Source organism: uncultured Kiloniella sp., assembly GCF_937128705.1.
Classification (GTDB): domain Bacteria; phylum Pseudomonadota; class Alphaproteobacteria; order Kiloniellales; family Kiloniellaceae; genus Kiloniella.
Map to the genome: position 1 here is coordinate 1 of NZ_CAKZMP010000108.1, position 18,031 is coordinate 18,031.

The window sequence follows — 18,031 nt, forward strand, 5'->3', positions numbered from 1 at the left end:
AGCTATAATGGTTGTGATTATTGCCCTGTTTATATTCGCAGGGCCAATTGTCGTAACTAGTCAGCAGGCTCGGGCAAATTCAGATACTTCAGTCGAGCCAAACGGTTTGAATGGACTATCCCCTGATGAAGTATCTATCGTACGACGCATTGAAGCCTATCTGAACGATTTGAAATCCGTCTCAGCGCGCTTTATTCAAATTTCCAGTAATGGCAGCCTTGCAGAAGGAGACGTTAATATTCAACGCCCAGGTAAAATGCGTTTTGAATATGACGAGCCAGTTCCAATTGTTATGATCGCAAACGGCGTCACTCTGCTCTATTTCGATAAAAAATTAAAGCAATCGACTTATCTGCCCCTTTGGAAAACACCCTTATGGTTTCTAATACGCGAAAAAGTCGAACTTCATAAGGACATTCAGATTCTTAGTGCTCAAGAATCCGACAGCACAATTCAATTAGAAATAAGAGCCGAAGGTGAATCTGACGGCACCCAAATGACGCTGCTATTCAGTGACAACCCGATTTCTCTGCGAAAGTGGGAAGTAATAGATGCTCAAGGCATTACAACACAGGTCTCCCTTGTGAATCCTGTGTATGATACATCAATAGACGAAACAGTCTTTACTACTGATGATCTCGATATGAAAAAGAAAGAAAACTGGGATTAATCTTTTCTCATCATAAACGGCTTAAGAAATAACTGAAGGAGCGATTTATCCCTTGCTCCTTCAACACCTATTTTCATATTCAAAGTTCTTTTTGTATCACTTCTAGAACGGAAAATTTTATCCCAAAAGCTAAAAACTGTGCCGTAATTACTGTCTGTATCACGACGCAGGGCATGATGGTGAACCCAATGAATTTCTGGTGTGACAATGATCATCGACAAGGCTTTTTCCAACCCATTCACCAACCGTATATTTGAATGGTGAAAAATCGTTGCAATCAATAAAATTGCTTCAAAAATTATTACAGATATCAATGGAATATCAAAAAGAACAATCGCAAGAACCCTTACCATAGCCGATATTACCACTTCACCAAAATGAAAGCGCAGTGCCGAAGTTGTATCCAGATTCATGTCTAGATGATGTATTTCATGAAAGCGCCAGAGAAGTGGAATTTCGTGATTTAAGCGATGCCACCAATAGATCAGGCAATCTAACATAATAACATCTATGATAGTCCCGAAGCCACCTGATAATACCGTTGGGCGCCAACCGACAACATGTGAAGTAGCCCATACAGTCAGGGGAATAACCACCAAAGGAGACAAAAGCAGGTTACAACACCACAAACTTATATTCCGCCGAACTCTGATCGGAAAATATTTGTCGACCCATAGGCTCCTTTCAGCCAGAGACGAAGCTGGAAACAATCGCTCCAAGACAAAAAGCAATAGGAGCCAAACAAAAACCACTCCCCCTTTATAGGCCAATAGCACTTCCACAAAATTTTCCATCTATTTACTGCATAGCCGTATATTCATTTCACGATATCTAGCTTTATTGGGTACGCGTCTACCACAAACTAATCACCTTTATTGACATAATCATACTTGCACCAAACAGCTTAAACAGTACCATCACAAATCACATTTTTCTGAACATTTTTGATCTGTAATCCAATGGCCAATTCAGCGTTACCACCAGAGCTTCCCATCGTCGGGGTATCAGCATGTCTTTACAAAGCGGAGACACCTAAACCCTATCATGCTGTTGATGATAAATATTTACGCGCGGTAGCTACATCATCCAATACAATGCCCCTCATTATTCCGGCCTTGCCAGATCTATTAGATATCCCACGCCTTGTCTCGAAGCTTGATGGCATCATGCTGACTGGGAGTGCCAGTAACGTTCATCCTGAACGCTACAAAACGACGCCCTCTGCCGAGGCAGAGCCTTATGATGAAATGCGTGATCAAACAACCTTCGCCTTGATAAGAGAGGCCATTAGTCAGGAAGTGCCTCTTCTTGCTATCTGTCGTGGGTTTCAAGAACTTAATGTTGCCCTAGGTGGCAGTTTATTCCCACAGGTTAAAAACATAGCGGGACGCATGGATCATAGCAGTCCAGACACAAACGATATGGACATTGATTATGGGCCCAACCATTCTATCACCCTCAATCAACAAGGTCGGTTATATGAGATTCTTAAAAAAGATGATGCAGAAGTAAACTCTCTACATTATCAAGCCGTAAAAGATCTTGGCGAAGGGCTAATTGCAGATGCAATCGCAAAAGACGGCACGATAGAGGCCATTTCCATGCCCGATCAAAAATCTTTTATTCTCGGGGTACAATGGCATCCAGAATACAAAGCAATTGAGAATAGCACCTCTAAAGCCATCTTCAGCGCTTTTGGCAAAGCTGTGGCTAACCGAATGAGATAAACTTCCCCTTTAGCCATTGTCTTTTCCTTGTGCAAAAAATGACTATTTCTGTGGAGTCCCTCATGAGGCCTCACCTGAATCAAGCTTTTTACAGAAAATTTAAGGATAATATTCCGAAATCAATGCCATAAGTAAGAATAAATTCCCATAACTTAAATTTTATCCACAGGTTCATTGAAATCCCCACTAGATGGCTTATCTTAGAATCATGTCGCCTCCTACCTCACTCCTGGCGACGTTAAAGGAACTGGAATCCCCCCTCTGGTTCCTTGAAACTCTGCGAAGAAGCGGGAACACCTGGTTATCCCCCCAATCAGGTGTTCCTTTCTTTTATTTTTGAAATCTATGTGATAGAATCATCAAATAATATCAATTGAGTTCTTGATTTCATAAATATCAACCTCATTTCGAAACAGAAATAAAAAATTACCTATTATTCCACATACGAAACAACTTCATATCGATAGTGGAATGAAATCATTTCGTATATGGAATAATTTTATGCCCCTTCGTATTGCTACCTGGAACATCAATTCTGTCAGACAGCGTCTAGGTCATCTCAAAGACTTTACAGACAGTCACACGCCGGATGTTCTCTGCCTGCAAGAGACTAAGGTCCAAGATATCGAATTCCCATTATCTGATATAAAATCAATGGGTTATGAAGAGGTATTTTTTCATGGACAAAAAAGCTATAACGGTGTTGCAATCCTGTGTAAAAACAACGTAGAAAGCCACGAAAAAATCGTCTGGTGTGGGAAAGATGACCGAAGGCATATGTCGATTACATTAAAGAATGGCTTAGAAATTCATAATTTTTATGTCCCATCAGGCGGCCCCGTTCCGGACCCGGAACAAAATGACAAATTTGCCCATAAGATCCAATTCCTCAAAGAAATGTCCAAATGGGCTGCAAAACCTGAAGTAAAAGGGAAAAAAATAGTCCTTGTGGGTGACCTTAACGTTGCCCCTTTGGAAAAGGATGTCTGGAACCACAAAAAGCTCCTTAAATCTGTAGGTCACACCCCTCTTGAAAGTGAACTTATGGCAAATCTTCGAAAATCAGGAGATTTAATTGATGTTGGACGCCACTTTATACCCGACGACCAACCGCTCTATAGTTGGTGGGGTTATCGCTATAAGCCTTCATTTGAAAAAGATTACGGATGGCGTCTTGATCATATCCTGACAACGCAAAGCCTTAAATCTGAGCTAAAAAGTTTTGAAGTTGTCAGACACACTCGTGGGTGGGAAAAGCCCTCAGACCATGTCCCAAACGTTCTGGATATAGACACCTAACCACTATATAAGGCCGTATAAAGCAACTCCGGTTTTGAGCTTAATCTTCTTAGGCTTACATCATATAGACTTGGGTGCTAGGGTTTAAGTTTGGGGTTTTAAACACCGATAAAGATCAATTCTCGGGTTTAACCAACTTTAATCAGATCTTTCAGCCAACGCATTACGAGCTTCCGTCAATTGGCTGGTAGTATGATCAATACGATGCGCAAGTACACGCATGACCTCAACACCCATTTCCGGAAAATCCATTACCATATTAAAGAAAAGCTCTTTGGTAATTTTCAAGGTAATCAGTTCTGACTTGGCTTTAATCGTTGCTGTCCTAGGAACATCACAAAGAATAGCGATCTCACCAACAAAGTCATTTTTTCCAAAAGATGCGACAACAAGTGGACCGTCATCAGTATCAACAATGACATCAGCTTCCCCTTCAATAAAGATATAAGCTGCATCCCCTGCATCCCCCTGATGGAAGAGTTCTTTTCCTTCTTTAAATGTCAGGCGTTCACTGGCAAAGGCCATAAGCTTCAGCCGGGAAGGGTCAATGTTCGCGAAAAGCGGTATATTTTTTAACGCTTCAACTTCTTGTTCAATCGACATCTACTCTGGTTCCCTACCTACTCTGTTTCTCTTTGGCTTCGTATCCCGGTAACTTATTTTGTGATGTTATTCGTCATCAATAAGACTTTTCAAGACCTTACCATCTTTGTTGAGTTCGTCGAAGCTACCACTTTCGACAACCTTCCCATTCTGCATGACAATCACATATTCAAAATGTTGAGATAAACTTGCCCTTTGTAATGTCCAGCAAATGCCACGATCTTCCTGAGCTTCCATGATAGATGGCACCAGCCTGTTCTGGCTCTGAGAATCCATAACGGCTGCTGCTTCATTCAAAATAAGGAGATCCGGTTTTTTGATCAATGAACGTGCCAAAGCCAGTTTTTGCCGCTGAACACTGCTCAAGCGATTTCCGGCAATCCCAACATTAAATTCAAGCCCAACTTCAATAACTTCAGACCTTAACCCCAGATCATCAAGAAGCTCTGTCATTACGCGACCTATTGTTGCACCAGCTTCGGCACGGCCATAGGCCAAACGACCAAACAGGATATTATCCTGAATACTTGCAGCGGAATTGTATGAATCAGGATCGTAGAATTCAACGGCATCTGGATCACGACTTTCCAGTTTCTCTGCAAAAATTTGTCGGGCTTTTAAAATTTTTGCTTCGACATCTTCGGTTACCAACCCCAAACGATGACGTGCCTCTACATAATCAAAAGGCAAATACATCAAAGCTTCTCGATCAGAATCCGATATTTCTGAGAAGCTACTTTTGTCTGCCCGTTTTACTATTTTATCGAACTCTGGCAGATCATCCGCAGAGATAAAACTGAACTGTTCAAAAAATTGATGAGACGGCGGAAGCCCCATGAAAAGCTCAACCATGGTTCGGGCAATAGAAAGGCCCATATTATAAATACTATCTTTTAGGCCTGCTTCTTCTACAGATTCACGTAAAATTGGCATGGTCAGCAGATTATTTCCCGCATACTGCTTTTTACGTGGGGTTCCAAACAAAAGGTTTTCGCGTAATGTTGCGTTTTTATTATATTTTTCCGGATCAAAAGCGATAACGAGATCTTCGTCCCCAGTCGATTTCAAATGCTCCTTTAACGCAATCCTTGCCCCTAAAATACTTTCTGCGATATCCGGCCTATTTTCACAATCAACTATCCCGCTTAATCCAAATAGATACACATCTTCTTCGAAATCAACCGCGCGTAAAATTTCTGTTACACGCGGAACCAGTTCTGCCGGTTCATTTATCCCTGCAGAGCTAAAATCTATCCATTCACCATTTGGATTAAGCGCAATATTACCTGTTCGAAGTGCTTCTTGCTTTTCACGCTGGTACTCAACCTCTGAATTAGGAAGCAAGGATGTATCCTTAATCATCCAGTTCCGTAATCCATAGAAAAGATTATCCATCACCGACAAAGGAAAGAGATAGGCCTCTGAGCTTACATAGGAAATTCTGCGTCCGGTTATGGCAGAAGGCAATTGCACCATTGGCTTGCCTCCTATTTTCATCGATCCAGAAGATGATTTAACCAGATTAGCCAGAAGCAACCCTAAATATTCCTTACCGCTGCTGGCATTGCCAACGACAGCAATTTTTTTATCCACACCAACTGTGAAGTTAATACCCTCTAGAAGTTTATTCTCGTTTTCATCAACAAGACCAAGATTACTGACAACAATGTCACCTTCCAGCGGCGGACTATGTTTTTCTTCAAGCCGTTGCATTTCAGCATCGATCATACCATTGGGTTGGAACTGTTCAGCAACCTGTTCATATTTAATCTGAACATCATTCCGTTGTTGGTCCCAATTAATGAGATCCTTGATCGGTGGAGGAAGATCTTTGTAGGCCGCAAGTACAGCGACAAGTGTACCAATTTCAAACTGCCCGGTAATAACCAGATACCCACCGCCAAGATAGAAGATAAAAGGTGTTATTTGGGCAAGTAAGTTATTCAAAAATTTAACAAAAAACTTTCGTTGATAAATTTCATATCGAATTTTGAAAATCTTACCAAGTCTGCTGGATATCTCTGCACGTTCATAGTTACTGGTATCATGAGACTGGATTTCAACAGCTCCTTCGACCAGCTCACTCACACGCCCGGCAAGGGCCCGCGCTGTCATTTGGCGTTGGCGCCCAAGATCAAGAATACGTCTGCGAAGCTTGGGAATTAAAAAAGCCTGTACCAGAACGATACTCATCGCAACAATGCCCAACCAAACATTCTGGACCATGATAAAGATAAGCGCCGTCAGGGCTTGGCCACCCAAGAAGAAAGGTGTGACGATCGCATCGCCGATAAAGCCCCCCAAGGGTTCCACTTCATCTTTGAGCATCGTCGCAATTTCTGCCTGCTTCACGCGGCGACTATGCATAACAGGAAAACGAAGAATACGGTCGGTAAGCTCAAAACGTAATCTGCGGAGCATCCGTTCGCCCAATTGTCCCTTTAAAGTATTGATAACAAACTTAAAAAGACCATTAACCAAAACGAGACAAAGAAATGAAAAGCACAATGCAAACAGCAAAGAGATTTGTGTTAAATCAAAGCCTTCAATGAGAATGATTGGATGTCCAAAAATTTCCTCTCCAAAAGGAAGTTCAAACCGCATAAAAGACAACGTTGAATTAATGTCAGCGAAGTTTTGAGAGTCGACGGCGCGGTTTATAATACTTTTTGGTAAATCTAATGACAGAAAGTAAAAGGGCATTGATGCCAGCACAAGGAACAGAATTTTAATCTGGTCCGTTTTACTGTGCTTCCATATATACTTAAAAAGTCGTTGCTCCATTGCGCCCTAAATCCCCCGCACCCGGCCTTAAAAGTTTAAATTGTAGTCAATACACCTGTATTTCAACAAGTTACACGATAAAACCAAATTTTTATTGAGTAAACAGCCAACAAATTTTAACGCTTCATAAAACTCAGCCTATCCGAAGAACTAACAGAGGTAAACTCGAAGGGAATAAACACATTGTTATTCGATGTGTAACGCTTAAATAACAGCTTTATGGTAACTTAATGTCACCACATGCACTGGACATTGTAATACAGCTTCAAATAGAAAAATTTTTTAGAATATATAGTTACACTAAATTCATTCAATTTTTATCAAAGAAAAAAATCGACAAAACGTTCTGAACACATATTCTTTCTTGGGTCCTAGGAACGAATTGTGGCATAGTCCCGACATTATCGAGGGGAGCAATACCATTACACAAGACAGTAGACACATTGTTGATGATCAAAAAAGTACCCGTGTTCTTATTTACAGTCACGATAGCTTTGGTCTGGGGCATTTGCGGCGCTGTCGGGAAATTGCTCATACACTGGTAGAAGAACATAAAAACTTATCTGTTTTGATTCTATCAGGGTCGCCAATCATTGGGTCTTTCGGCTTTAAATCTCGCGTTGATTTCGTCCGTATCCCAGGCGTCATCAAACTGAGGAATGGTGACTATACCTCGCTTAATCTGCATATCGATATCGAACAAACCCTAAGTATCAGGTCATCGATTATCAAACATACTGCAGAATTTTATGATCCCGACCTTTTCATTGTAGATAAAGAACCCTTGGGATTACGAGGTGAAGTAGAAGACACGCTCCGCTTGCTAAAAAGCAGAGGCACCCCCTGTGTCCTTGGCCTCAGAGACGTCATGGATGATCCGGATCTTCTCTCAAGTGAGTGGGAGCGTAAAAACACACTACCCGCTTTGTCAGAATACTATGATGACATTTGGGTCTATGGCCTTCCTCAAATTTGTGATCCGTTAGATGGCATCGACTTACCGCCATCAGTTCAGAGGAAAATGACCTATACGGGCTATCTACGCCGCACAGGAGGCAGCGATGTTCCTATGCCTGTACTCGAAAAAGTTGACGAAGAAACACCTTATCTTCTCGTCACTGTCGGTGGTGGCGGAGACGGCGAAGAGATAATTGATTGGGTTCTTTCTGCCTATGAAAGCGATCCAGATCTTCCTTATCCAGCTCTGTTTGCGCTCGGTCCCTTTATGAATAGCGACCTTCAGCATGATTTTCAGGTCCGTGCCAGCAAATTGCCCAATGTTGAAGCCATAACCTTTAATGCTCAATTCGAAAGCCTCGTCGATAGAGCGATCGGTATTGTCGGTATGGGGGGATACAATACCTTTTGTGAAATCCTTTCCTACGATAAACGAGCCCTTATCGTACCAAGAACTGTCCCCAGAATGGAACAGTACATTCGGGCCAGTCGTGCGCAGGAACTCGGCTTGGTTTGTATGCTGGAAAATGATGGCAAACGCGATCCACAAAAAATGGCAACTGCCCTTAGAAATTTACCTCAACAAAACCTGCCATCTGATGTCGTTGTACCAGGATTGCTTGATGGACAGAAAAACGTCATCAAACTTGCCGATAACTGCTTCAAGGCAAAGCTTTCAAAATTGGGCATAATCGACAAACTATCAAAGACAAATTAACCCCACCTGCTCGATCGTGCTAATCGTCAAATTACTTTTGTCGAAAAGCAGGCGGCAAGCAAAAGAGCTATAATCCGACGGTATGAAAAAAATAACCGTAATCCTAAAAGGTTATCCACGCCTTTCAGAGACTTTTATCGCACAGGAACTTCTTGCGCTAGAACAACGCGGGTTGGACCTGTCGTTAGTCTCACTTCGCCACCCAACAGATACATCCACACACCCCATTCATCAGGAAATCAAAGCACCTGTCAGCTATCTGCCCGAGTATATCTATCAAGAACCCCTCCGGGTTTTGAAAAGCTGGTGGAAAGTCCGAAAGCTGGCTGGGTACAAAAAAGCATTTTCCCTGTTCATCAAGGACTTAAAACGTGACCGAACCCCAAATCGGATAAGACGTTTTGCGCAGGCCTGTGTTCTTGCTGCTGAATTGCCAGAGGATGTCGATTGGCTCTATGCGCACTTTTTACATACTCCGTCTTCAGTCACACGCTATGCGTCTTTTATCCGGGATATCCCGTGGTGTGGATCGGCCCATGCCAAGGATATCTGGACATCGCCAGAGTGGGAGCTACGGGAAAAACTAGCCGATATCAAATGGCTGGCGACCTGTACGCAGTTTAACGTGGATTATTTAAGAGGCTTAACCACAGATAAGAACCGTGTAGACCTAGTCTACCATGGTCTTGACTTTGATCGTTTTGATAAAACGGCGAATAACCATTCCCAGAATGACGGAAGCTCAGAAGATAAAAGCGTCACCCTGATATCAGTCGGCCGTGCGGTCGCCAAAAAGGGGTATGACGATCTACTGAAAGCCCTTTCCTCTTTGCCGAGCAGCCTGCATTGGCATTTTATTCATATCGGAGGTGGAACATTAAGCAAGGATTTGAAAAATCAGGCTGAATCACTTGGTATTAGCAATAAAATCACCTGGATGGGCGCCCAGCCGCAAGAGGTTGTTCTGGAGCAATACCGCAAAGCAGATCTTTTTGTTTTGGCATCTAGAATCACAAAAGACGGGGATCGTGATGGCATGCCAAATGTACTTATGGAAGCACAAAGTCAAGCTCTGGCCTGCCTTTCAACCAATATATCTGCTATACCTGAGCTTATTGTTAACAATGAGACAGGTATATTGGTTTCACCAGAAAACCCTAATGCTTTAGGTACTGCCCTTAAAAAGCTCATACAGGATCCCACTCTAAGGGAGACCTTAGGGCAAGCCGGAGCAAAACGCGTAAGAGATGAGTTCTCCATGAAACAAGGCATAGATCAGCTTTTCAACCGGTTCACAGGGCAATAGTCAGGCGATAGAAATGCGGATCGCTTTTTACGCCCCCCTAAAATCACCCCGCCACCCTACGCCATCTGGCGACCGTCATGTCGCCAGATTACTTATACAAGCCCTTGAAACCCAAGGGCACGACGTTCACATCGCCTCTCACCTGCGCAGTAGAGACGCAACCGGAGACAAAACCCGTCAGGCCAGATTGAAAAAAATTGGCGAAAAGCTTGCCGCAAGATACATAAAAAAGATCCAAAACAAACCAAAAGACCAGCGTCCGGATGTCTGGATTACCTATCATCTCTACTATAAAGCCCCGGACTGGGTCGGTCCGCTTGTATGCGGCGTACTCAATATTCCCTACATTGCCATCGAAGCATCTATTGCCAACAAAAGGGCAAATGGCCCCTGGGATTTAAGTCATCAGGCCGTCGTCGCAGCAGTTCATCAAGCCGATTGCGTTATAAGTCTTAATCCACATGATACACACTGCCTGCCAGACACAGTAAGAAACTGGTCGCTGCCACCCTTTATTGTTCCCGATCCCATTATCGAAAAACGGAAAAACTGGTCACAGTGTCGTAAAGCTATTGCAGAAAAATATGGTCTGGATCCGCACAAACAATGGTTATTGGCAATTGCCATGATGCGCCCCGGGGACAAGCTGGAATCATACAGAGTACTATCAAAAGCCTTGCGCGGTCTGCCAGACCTACCCTGGCAACTAATCATCGTTGGTGATGGACAAGCCAAACCAGACGTAGAATCAAGTTTTGTATGGGTCCCAAAAACCAAAATTACTTATACGGGCCAGCTTAATTCAGATGAACTGGCATCACTTATACCAGCGTGTGATATCTATACCTGGCCCGCAGTTAACGAGGCTTATGGCCTCGCTTTTCTAGAGGCCCAAGCTGGTGGTCTGCCTGTTATCGCAGGAAAGACAGGCGGTGTTCCCGCAGTTGTCGCAGATGGCGAAACCGGCCTGCTAACAACACCCGGAGACCCCGTAGCCTTTGCCGCTGCGCTTAGAAGTTTGTTGACTGCCCCTGTTCGTCGTCGGGATATGGGAAAGTCTGCAGCAGAAAAAGTAGAGGCGATGCATAGCCTTGTAACAGCCGGGAAACGTTTGGATGCAATCCTTTCAGCATCCAGAAAAGGCTATATTGAACCGGGATTACCACTGTTCGATTATACCAAGAAAAACAAAACGCTATAATAATGACATCTGAAGCCACAAGATCTGAAATCAAGAATCCTGAGAAACGTCCTGAGAAACGCATAGACGTTCTCTTTTATGTCCAACATCTTCTCGGTATCGGACATCAAAAACGGGCAGCAACCCTCACCCGCGCAATGAATAAAGCTGGCCTATCGGTTGCGTTTGTTTCCGGAGGGATGGAAGTCCCCGGACTGGATACAGGCAGCGCAAAGCTTTATCAACTGGACCCTGTTCGTGCTGACGGTATCCTGTTCACAAAGTTATTGGATAAAAACGACCAGCCGATAGATAAGGCCTTTAAAGCTAAAAGGGCACAGGAACTTGTTGAGATCTATCACAAAACAAAACCACGTCTCGTCCTGTTGGAAATGTTTCCCTTTGGCCGCCGACAAATGCGCTTTGAACTTATTCCTCTTCTTGAAGCCGCTCAAACATCAGAATTTTCCAGCAAAATAATCTCATCCGTTCGAGATATTCTCGTCAAAGCGCCAAAAGCGGAACGTATAACTGAGATGCTTTCCTGGGTAGATACCCATTTTGATCACGTGTTAATTCATGGTGATCAAAATCTTATTCCCTTTGATAAAACCTTTCATCCTGCACGCCATATCGCCGACAAAATCCTTTATAGTGGCTATGTTGTTGATGAAAAGGTTGACGGTACGCCACATCCGACAGATGGCACTGATGAAGTTTTGGTTTCAACCGGGGGCGGTGCCGTTAGTGAACGACTAATCGAAGCAGCATTAAGTGCGAGAAAACTGAGTGTATTAAAAGAAAAACGATGGCGCATTCTTATTGGCCATAGCCTGCCAGAAGAATTGTTCGAAAAATACAGAATACAATCAAATAACAACTTGATTGTTGAGCGTTCAAGGCCGGATTTCACCTCTCTTTTAGCAAATTGTGCCCTATCCATAAGTCAAGGCGGATACAACACCGTTATGGAAGTCCTCCGCGCCGGGTGTCCCCGTGTCATTGTTCCCTACTCCGGTGGTCTGGAAACAGAACAAACTCTTAGGGCCAAACTGTTATCTGAACAAAATGCCCTCACCTATGTGGATGAAGAGACACTGACAGCAGAAAAACTCGCCATAGCCATAGAAAAAACATTACAAAATAAACAAACACCACCCTCCAGCTTAAATACACATGGCGCAGAAAACACGGCGAAGATTCTTTCAGACATTCTGACTGATAAACCCCTAGGAAAGTTTTTAAAGAATGGCTGAAATATTAATGTTCAGGCATGGGCCAACCGTTTGGAATGCTGAAAAAAGAATGCAGGGAAGATCTGATATTTCCCTTTCTGAGCAAGGCATGGAAACGGTTCGAAAATGGCACCTGCCAAATGAATGGATGGAAGTGCCTTGGTACGTCAGCCCTCTGCAACGCGCACAACAAACCGCTGAACTGTTAGGACAAGAGAAATTTGAGATTGCGCCTTTGTTAATCGAAATGTCCTGGGGAAAGTGGGAAGGGCAGAGATTACCAGAGTTAAGGGAAAGGCTGGGGCCAGAAATGGAAGAAATGGAAGCGCTTGGACTGGATCTTTGCCCCCCCGGCGGTGAAAGCCCAAGAAACGTACAAGAACGCCTAAAGCCTTTTTTAAAAACAATCGCAAAGGCTGAGCAATCAGTTGTTGCTGTCGCTCACAAAGGTATCCTAAGGGCTGTCTATGCTGCGGCCACAAGCTGGGATATGCTTGGCAAGCCAAATGAAAAGATACGAGATAACTGTGCTCACCTTTTTCAGGTTTCCCCAACGGGTGAAATCAGTGTAAAAACAATGAATATCAGCTTGTTACAATCTACTGAGTTTTTTCCACGCCCCCTAAACTATACCCCGTAAAAACGACCTTTCATCCTAAAGAAGCTCACAAATGGCAACCCCAAAAGATACCGTTAACGTTTTTATATATGTTCAGCATCTTCTGGGTATTGGACACCTCAGACGTGCATCATTACTTGCAAAAGAGTTGGACAAAGCCGGAATGTCAGTTCTGTTTGCGTCTGGAGGACGTCCCGTTTCATTTCTTGATATCGGTAACGCCAAGCTCTTTCAACTTCCCGCCCTTCATGCTGCCGATAACAGTTTTAAGATTCTAAAAGATTCTGAAGGAAAAATCGTCGACGACGCGTGGAAAGAACATCGTAAAAAACTTCTCTTATCAGCTTTTCGCAAGACTAAGCCTGACGTCCTCCTGATAGAAATGTTTCCCTTTGGCAGACGCCAAATGCGTTTTGAACTGGACCCCTTGATCGCTTTGGCCAAATCGATGGGCATTCCAGTTATCAGTTCTATACGGGATATTCTCACAACCCATAAAACGCCGGGGAAGAGCGAGTGGATTATTGATCGGGTCCAGAAGGATATTGATCATGTTCTCGTTCATGGCGATCCAGATTTTATTCCCCTTGAAGATAGCTTTCCGCTTGCTGCGCAAGTTAAAGAAAAAATCGTCTATACTGGTTATGTCGTCGAACATAATGCCCAAAATCGAAACCCCAACTCACCAGAGGATAGAAAAGGTGTACTGGTTTCTGCAGGCGGGGGTGCCGTAGCCCTGCCTTTGGCTGAGGCGGTCATAAAAGCCAAAAATCTATCCGCTTTAAACAGTGTGCCCTGGCGATTGCTTCTGGGTAACAACCTGCCTGATCAAGAATTCAACAACATCGTCAAACGTGCGCCCGATGGTTTAATTGTCGAACGAAACCGCCCGGACTTTTGCACACTTCTATCCCAAGCTCAGCTTTCAATCAGTCAGGCCGGATATAATACCATTATGGAAACTCTCATGACCGAGACACCAGCGATTGTCGTCCCCTTTTCGGCAGAGGGTCAAAGCGAACAGACCGACCGTGCACAGAAACTAGCAAAAGCAGGCGTGCTATCGCTGCTATCAGAAGCAGATCTAACCCCGGAAAATTTGGCAAAAAAAATAGATGATGCTGTTCATAAGTCTCTGTCTCCAAAATCCGGGCCAAAAAAGCCTGAGTCAAAAGTAAAAATCGATGTTCATGGTACAGACAAAACAACACTGTTTATCAAAGAGCTAATTGAGAAAAGACATAAAAAGAAAGACATACAGTGCCCCAAATAACTCCACAAAGTTTCAAATATCCCCTTTTTGATGTTTATCTCGATTATCTAAAAACAGCTTTTGGCTTATCAATTGGTCTCGGCGGACTGGTTTACGGTCTGAACAACACTTTTTCCCAAATCTGTTTTAGCGCCATCCTCATTATCTTTATTATCTTCGGATTCCATTCACTACGGCGCCACAGAACACGTGTAACCCTCGACAACCAGCAGATTGAAATAACAGACTTCAAACAACGAAAAATTCTATTCAAAGATATACAAAACATAGAGTTACGCTATTATGGGCGCCCTGTGAAAGATAAAGAAAACGACCAGAAACCCAAAGGCGTTCTGCACCTCGTCTTAAAGAACGAAGAACAAAAACTCACATTTGATTCCAACTTGTATGGTTTCAAGTACCTTGTCTGGGCAACCATACTATTTGCGAAAGAGTACAACCTGCCGCTTGACCCAAGCACCATTGGCAATATGCTAGATATCGGACTTGATCCAGAAGGCAGCAGTGAAATGCCAGATCCAAAAATGTCGGGAATTTAAAAAGATATAAGACGATCAAGCCAACAGGGTTTAACAACGGGGCCAGTGTATAATCGTGAACGATCTGCTACAGGTCAAAGACCTTCGTGTCGCATTTAAGCTTCCAGAGGGCACTTTGAACGCCGTCAAAGGTGTATCCTTTCGTATCCCGCGTGGGAAAACTGTCTCTCTGGTTGGTGAATCTGGATCAGGAAAATCAGTTGTCAGTCAGGCAATTATGGGAATTTTACCCAACGTTGCCGAGATTGCAGGGGGTGAAATTCTTTTTTCAGATCCCAAGAAACATGGTGAAATTCTAGATCTGGCGAGAATCCGACCCGACAGCAAACAGATGAGACAAATCCGCGGTGGCCGGATATCTATGGTTTTTCAGGAACCCATGACTTCGCTGTCACCAGTGCATACGGTTGGTAGCCAAATCTGTGAAGCCCTAGAGTTGCATCGTGACATTTCCGCGAGCCAAGCACTGGAACTTGCAACCGACATGTTACGGATGGTCGGGTTTCCCGATCCCGTCAGAGCAATGCGCACCTATCCATTTGAACTTTCAGGTGGATTGCGGCAGCGTGCCGTCATTGCCATGGCCTTAGTGTGCCGCCCAGCCCTTTTGATCGCCGACGAACCCACAACGGCCCTCGACGTAACCATTCAGGCGCAAATTTTAAAGTTAATCAAAGATTTGCAGAGCGAACTGGATATGTCCGTTCTCATGATTACCCACGACCTTGGCGTGGTTGCTAACATGGCAGATGAAGTCGTGGTCATGTATCATGGCGAGGTTATGGAAAGCGGCACACTGGAAGATATTTTCAGAAAAGCCGAGCACCCATATCTCAAAGCTTTGCTTCACGCAGTCCCCCGTTTTGATATGAAACCGGATGAACGGCTAAAACCAATTCGTGAAATTGAACATCATCCCGATAACCCTATTCTAAAAGCAAAGCGGCAAAGACGGGAAATCAATGAAAATGATCCCCCCTTGCTTGAGGTAAACAATATCTCGAAATCTTTTTCGATCCGAAAAGGTGGATTTTTCTCGCAAAAATCATCAGAAAAGGCATTGGCTGTTGATGATATCAGCTTTTTTGTCAACCGCGGGGAATGCCTTGGCCTTGTGGGAGAGAGCGGCTGCGGGAAAACCACGCTGTCGAAAATTATCATGCGTGCCCTGAAACCCGATCAGGGATCAATTATTTTCAGGGATCAAGAAAATAACCCAACAGATGTTCTAACGCTTGAGAAAAAAGACCTCTTTAAATTTCGTGAACGTGTTCAGTTCATGTTCCAAGATCCCTATAGTTCACTTAACCCGCGCATGACCGTCCAAGAGTTAATTGGTGAACCCTTACTGATACACGGTATGAAAGACGCCAAAGAGCGACGAAGGTACGTTGAAAGCCTGATGGATGTCGTTGGATTGGCACCAATGCATATAAATCGCTATCCACATTCATTTTCAGGGGGGCAGCGTCAACGTATCGGGATTGCAAGGGCACTGGCACTACAACCCGACCTTTTGATCTGTGACGAGCCTGTATCGGCGTTAGATGTTTCTATTCAAGCACAGGTTCTTAATCTTCTGAAGGACTTAAAAGCGGCTTTAGGGCTGACCTATATCTTTATCAGTCACAATCTGGCCGTGATAGATTACATTGCGGACCGAATTATCGTCATGTGCAGAGGACGATTGGTCGAAACCGCCCCCAAGGAACTACTCTTTAAAAACCCGGTTCACCCCTATACTAGGGCCTTGGTATCTGCGGTACCTGATCCAGACCTAGACCACCCGCTTGATTTAAAGGATTTACTGGAAGGAAAAGCCTCTGTGCCAGAAAACTGGCCAGCGCCTTTTACTATAAATGATCAACACGAGATGGCTATGGTCGACCTAGGTGACGGGCACTATGTACGCGCCCACAAAGGCACTAGTAGCAATGCTATCCCTCAAACAGATATGAGGGAGAACGCATAATGTTGAGCTATATCGTCAATCGTATTTTGGCTATGGTGCCAACACTGCTTATTATTTCAGCTATTATATTTACCCTAATCCAGTTGCCGCCCGGTGATTACCTTGAAACCCAGATTGCCGAAATGCAGGCACAGGGTGAAAACGTCGATCAGGAAAAAATTGATTACCTCCGCACAGAGTATGGGTTGGACAAACCTCTGTATGAGCAATACTTTGACTGGATTTTTGGGCTTTTACAAGGCGATCTTGGCTATTCATTCGAACATGAATTACCAGTAACCGAAGTTATTGGTGACACAATAACTCTTACTATTGTTCTCGCTTTAGCCTCGATTCTGTTTACCTACCTGCTTTCATTCCCAATAGGCATCTATACTGCTGTAAACCAATATTCTATGGGGGATTACGTTTTCAGTTTGGTCGGATTTATAGGTCTGGCAACGCCAAATTTTCTATTGGCTTTGGTTCTTCTCTACTTCGCAAATATATGGTTCGGTACTTCTATTGGCGGTTTGATGGATCCACAATTTATAGGTCAACCTTGGAGTATGGATAAGGCAACATCTGTAATGGAACATCTATGGATTCCTGTAGTTGTGATCGGAACCTCAGGCACTGCTGGTATGATCAGAAGATTACGTGCTAACCTGTTGGATGAACTCTCCAAACAATACGTCATTACAGCCAAAGCAAAAGGTCAGACTCCCCTCAAAATCCTCTTGAAATACCCGCTTCGTTTGGCAATCAACCCCTTTATCGCAGATATTGGATCTATTCTACCTGAACTACTTTCCGGCTCAGTTCTGGTCGCGGTGGTAATGGGCTTGGAAACAACAGGTCCAGAGTTAGTCAAAGCTCTTTTGAGTCAGGATATGTATCTTGCGGGATCATTCCTTATCATCGAAGCATCGCTAGTTGTTATTGGAGTCTTCATTTCAGATCTGATTCTTGCAGCCATCGACCCGAGAATTCGTCTGGGTGGGGGGGCTGAAAAATGAATAACAATACAACTGATCATCAGCCTCAAAGCCAGCCTATGGAACACTATGTCAACCCAGCGCCCTTTGATCCACAGTCGGTAACAAAACTGACACCACAACAAGAACGCTATTTCACTGCATCACAATGGCAAATCATGTGGTGGAAATT

The 18,031-nt window shown here is 43.8% G+C and carries 15 protein-coding genes; 12 read left to right on the forward strand and 3 right to left on the reverse strand.

Going from position 1 to position 18,031, the window contains the following annotated elements; all coding sequences use genetic code 11:
- Nucleotides 1–670: outer membrane lipoprotein carrier protein LolA (locus Q0241_RS06445; RefSeq protein ID WP_299374895.1), on the forward strand; the 670-nt coding region annotated here is incomplete at its 5' end.
- Here the strand turns inward: Q0241_RS06445 and Q0241_RS06450 are convergent.
- Nucleotides 667–1,170, reverse strand: a complete 504-nt coding sequence (locus Q0241_RS06450) for a sterol desaturase family protein (protein WP_299374898.1) — start codon at nt 1,168–1,170, stop codon at nt 667–669. The two genes, Q0241_RS06445 and Q0241_RS06450, sit on opposite strands and share 4 nt — an antisense overlap.
- A 459-nt stretch (nt 1,171–1,629) precedes the next feature.
- On the opposite strand from Q0241_RS06450, the gene Q0241_RS06455 reads away from it, so the two are divergent.
- Both Q0241_RS06455 and xth read left to right on the forward strand, forming a co-directional pair.
- Nucleotides 1,630–2,397 (forward strand): gamma-glutamyl-gamma-aminobutyrate hydrolase family protein, encoded by a 768-nt coding sequence (locus tag Q0241_RS06455; protein ID WP_299374901.1) that lies wholly within the window; start codon nt 1,630–1,632, stop codon nt 2,395–2,397.
- Nucleotides 2,398–2,898: 501 nt separating this feature from the next.
- On the forward strand, nt 2,899–3,696 hold the full coding sequence (gene xth, locus Q0241_RS06460; RefSeq protein WP_299374904.1) for an exodeoxyribonuclease III: 798 nt from the start codon (nt 2,899–2,901) through the stop codon (nt 3,694–3,696).
- Between the two features lie 138 nt (nt 3,697–3,834).
- On the opposite strand, the gene Q0241_RS06465 is transcribed toward xth, so the two are convergent.
- A complete protein-coding gene (locus tag Q0241_RS06465; protein WP_299374907.1) occupies nt 3,835–4,299 on the reverse strand; it encodes a Crp/Fnr family transcriptional regulator in 465 nt (154 codons plus the stop codon).
- A 66-nt stretch (nt 4,300–4,365) separates the two neighbouring features.
- Complete coding sequence (locus tag Q0241_RS06470; RefSeq protein WP_366941154.1) at nt 4,366–7,083, reverse strand: ATP-binding cassette domain-containing protein; 2,718 nt, start codon at nt 7,081–7,083, stop codon at nt 4,366–4,368.
- Nucleotides 7,084–7,465: 382 nt separating this feature from the next.
- On the opposite strand from Q0241_RS06470, the gene Q0241_RS06475 reads away from it, so the two are divergent.
- From Q0241_RS06475 to Q0241_RS06515, 9 genes are all read left to right on the forward strand, one after another.
- On the forward strand, nt 7,466–8,758 hold the full coding sequence (locus tag Q0241_RS06475) for a glycosyltransferase (protein ID WP_299374910.1): 1,293 nt from the start codon (nt 7,466–7,468) through the stop codon (nt 8,756–8,758).
- Between the two features lie 82 nt (nt 8,759–8,840).
- The gene (locus Q0241_RS06480; RefSeq protein ID WP_299374913.1) at nt 8,841–10,064 is read left to right on the forward strand and encodes a glycosyltransferase family 4 protein; all 1,224 of its coding nucleotides are present in this window, start codon (nt 8,841–8,843) and stop codon (nt 10,062–10,064) included.
- Nucleotides 10,065–10,077: 13 nt separating this feature from the next.
- The gene (locus Q0241_RS06485) at nt 10,078–11,265 is read left to right on the forward strand and encodes a glycosyltransferase family 4 protein (protein WP_299374916.1); all 1,188 of its coding nucleotides are present in this window, start codon (nt 10,078–10,080) and stop codon (nt 11,263–11,265) included.
- Between the two features lie 2 nt (nt 11,266–11,267).
- Nucleotides 11,268–12,500: a glycosyltransferase gene (locus Q0241_RS06490; protein WP_299374919.1), complete on the forward strand. Its 1,233-nt coding sequence runs from the start codon at nt 11,268–11,270 to the stop codon at nt 12,498–12,500.
- Nucleotides 12,493–13,119, forward strand: coding sequence for a histidine phosphatase family protein (locus Q0241_RS06495; RefSeq protein ID WP_299374922.1), 627 nt, complete (start codon nt 12,493–12,495; stop codon nt 13,117–13,119). The genes Q0241_RS06490 and Q0241_RS06495 overlap by 8 nt, the downstream gene beginning before the upstream one ends.
- A gap of 31 nt (nt 13,120–13,150) precedes the next feature.
- Nucleotides 13,151–14,371: a glycosyltransferase gene (locus tag Q0241_RS06500; RefSeq protein ID WP_299374925.1), complete on the forward strand. Its 1,221-nt coding sequence runs from the start codon at nt 13,151–13,153 to the stop codon at nt 14,369–14,371.
- Nucleotides 14,359–14,910, forward strand: a complete 552-nt coding sequence (locus Q0241_RS06505; RefSeq protein ID WP_299374928.1) for a hypothetical protein — start codon at nt 14,359–14,361, stop codon at nt 14,908–14,910. Before Q0241_RS06500 ends, Q0241_RS06505 begins: the two co-directional genes overlap by 13 nt.
- Before the next feature lie 55 nt (nt 14,911–14,965).
- The gene (locus Q0241_RS06510; protein WP_299374931.1) at nt 14,966–16,882 is read left to right on the forward strand and encodes an ABC transporter ATP-binding protein; all 1,917 of its coding nucleotides are present in this window, start codon (nt 14,966–14,968) and stop codon (nt 16,880–16,882) included.
- Nucleotides 16,882–17,880 carry an ABC transporter permease gene (locus Q0241_RS06515; RefSeq protein WP_299374934.1) on the forward strand — a complete coding sequence of 333 codons (999 nt, stop codon included), beginning with the start codon at nt 16,882–16,884 and terminating at the stop codon, nt 17,878–17,880. Before Q0241_RS06510 ends, Q0241_RS06515 begins: the two co-directional genes overlap by 1 nt.
- The last annotated feature ends 151 nt before the right edge of the window (nt 17,881–18,031 follow it).

Excerpts from the sequence above, each read along its gene's own strand:
- Q0241_RS06455 (WP_299374901.1), top strand. The coding sequence starts at position 1,630 with ATGGCCAATTCAGCGTTACCACCAGAGCTTCCCATCGTCGGGGTATCA.
- Q0241_RS06480 (WP_299374913.1), top strand. The coding sequence starts at position 8,841 with ATGAAAAAAATAACCGTAATCCTAAAAGGTTATCCACGCCTTTCAGAG.
- Q0241_RS06485 (WP_299374916.1), top strand. The coding sequence starts at position 10,078 with ATGCGGATCGCTTTTTACGCCCCCCTAAAATCACCCCGCCACCCTACG.
- Q0241_RS06470 (WP_366941154.1), bottom strand. The coding sequence starts at position 7,083 with ATGGAGCAACGACTTTTTAAGTATATATGGAAGCACAGTAAAACGGAC.
- Q0241_RS06500 (WP_299374925.1), top strand. The coding sequence starts at position 13,151 with ATGGCAACCCCAAAAGATACCGTTAACGTTTTTATATATGTTCAGCAT.
- Q0241_RS06450 (WP_299374898.1), bottom strand. The coding sequence starts at position 1,170 with ATGTTAGATTGCCTGATCTATTGGTGGCATCGCTTAAATCACGAAATT.
- xth (WP_299374904.1), top strand. The coding sequence starts at position 2,899 with ATGCCCCTTCGTATTGCTACCTGGAACATCAATTCTGTCAGACAGCGT.
- Q0241_RS06490 (WP_299374919.1), top strand. The coding sequence starts at position 11,268 with ATGACATCTGAAGCCACAAGATCTGAAATCAAGAATCCTGAGAAACGT.
- Q0241_RS06515 (WP_299374934.1), top strand. The coding sequence starts at position 16,882 with ATGTTGAGCTATATCGTCAATCGTATTTTGGCTATGGTGCCAACACTG.
- Q0241_RS06465 (WP_299374907.1), bottom strand. The coding sequence starts at position 4,299 with ATGTCGATTGAACAAGAAGTTGAAGCGTTAAAAAATATACCGCTTTTC.
- Q0241_RS06495 (WP_299374922.1), top strand. The coding sequence starts at position 12,493 with ATGGCTGAAATATTAATGTTCAGGCATGGGCCAACCGTTTGGAATGCT.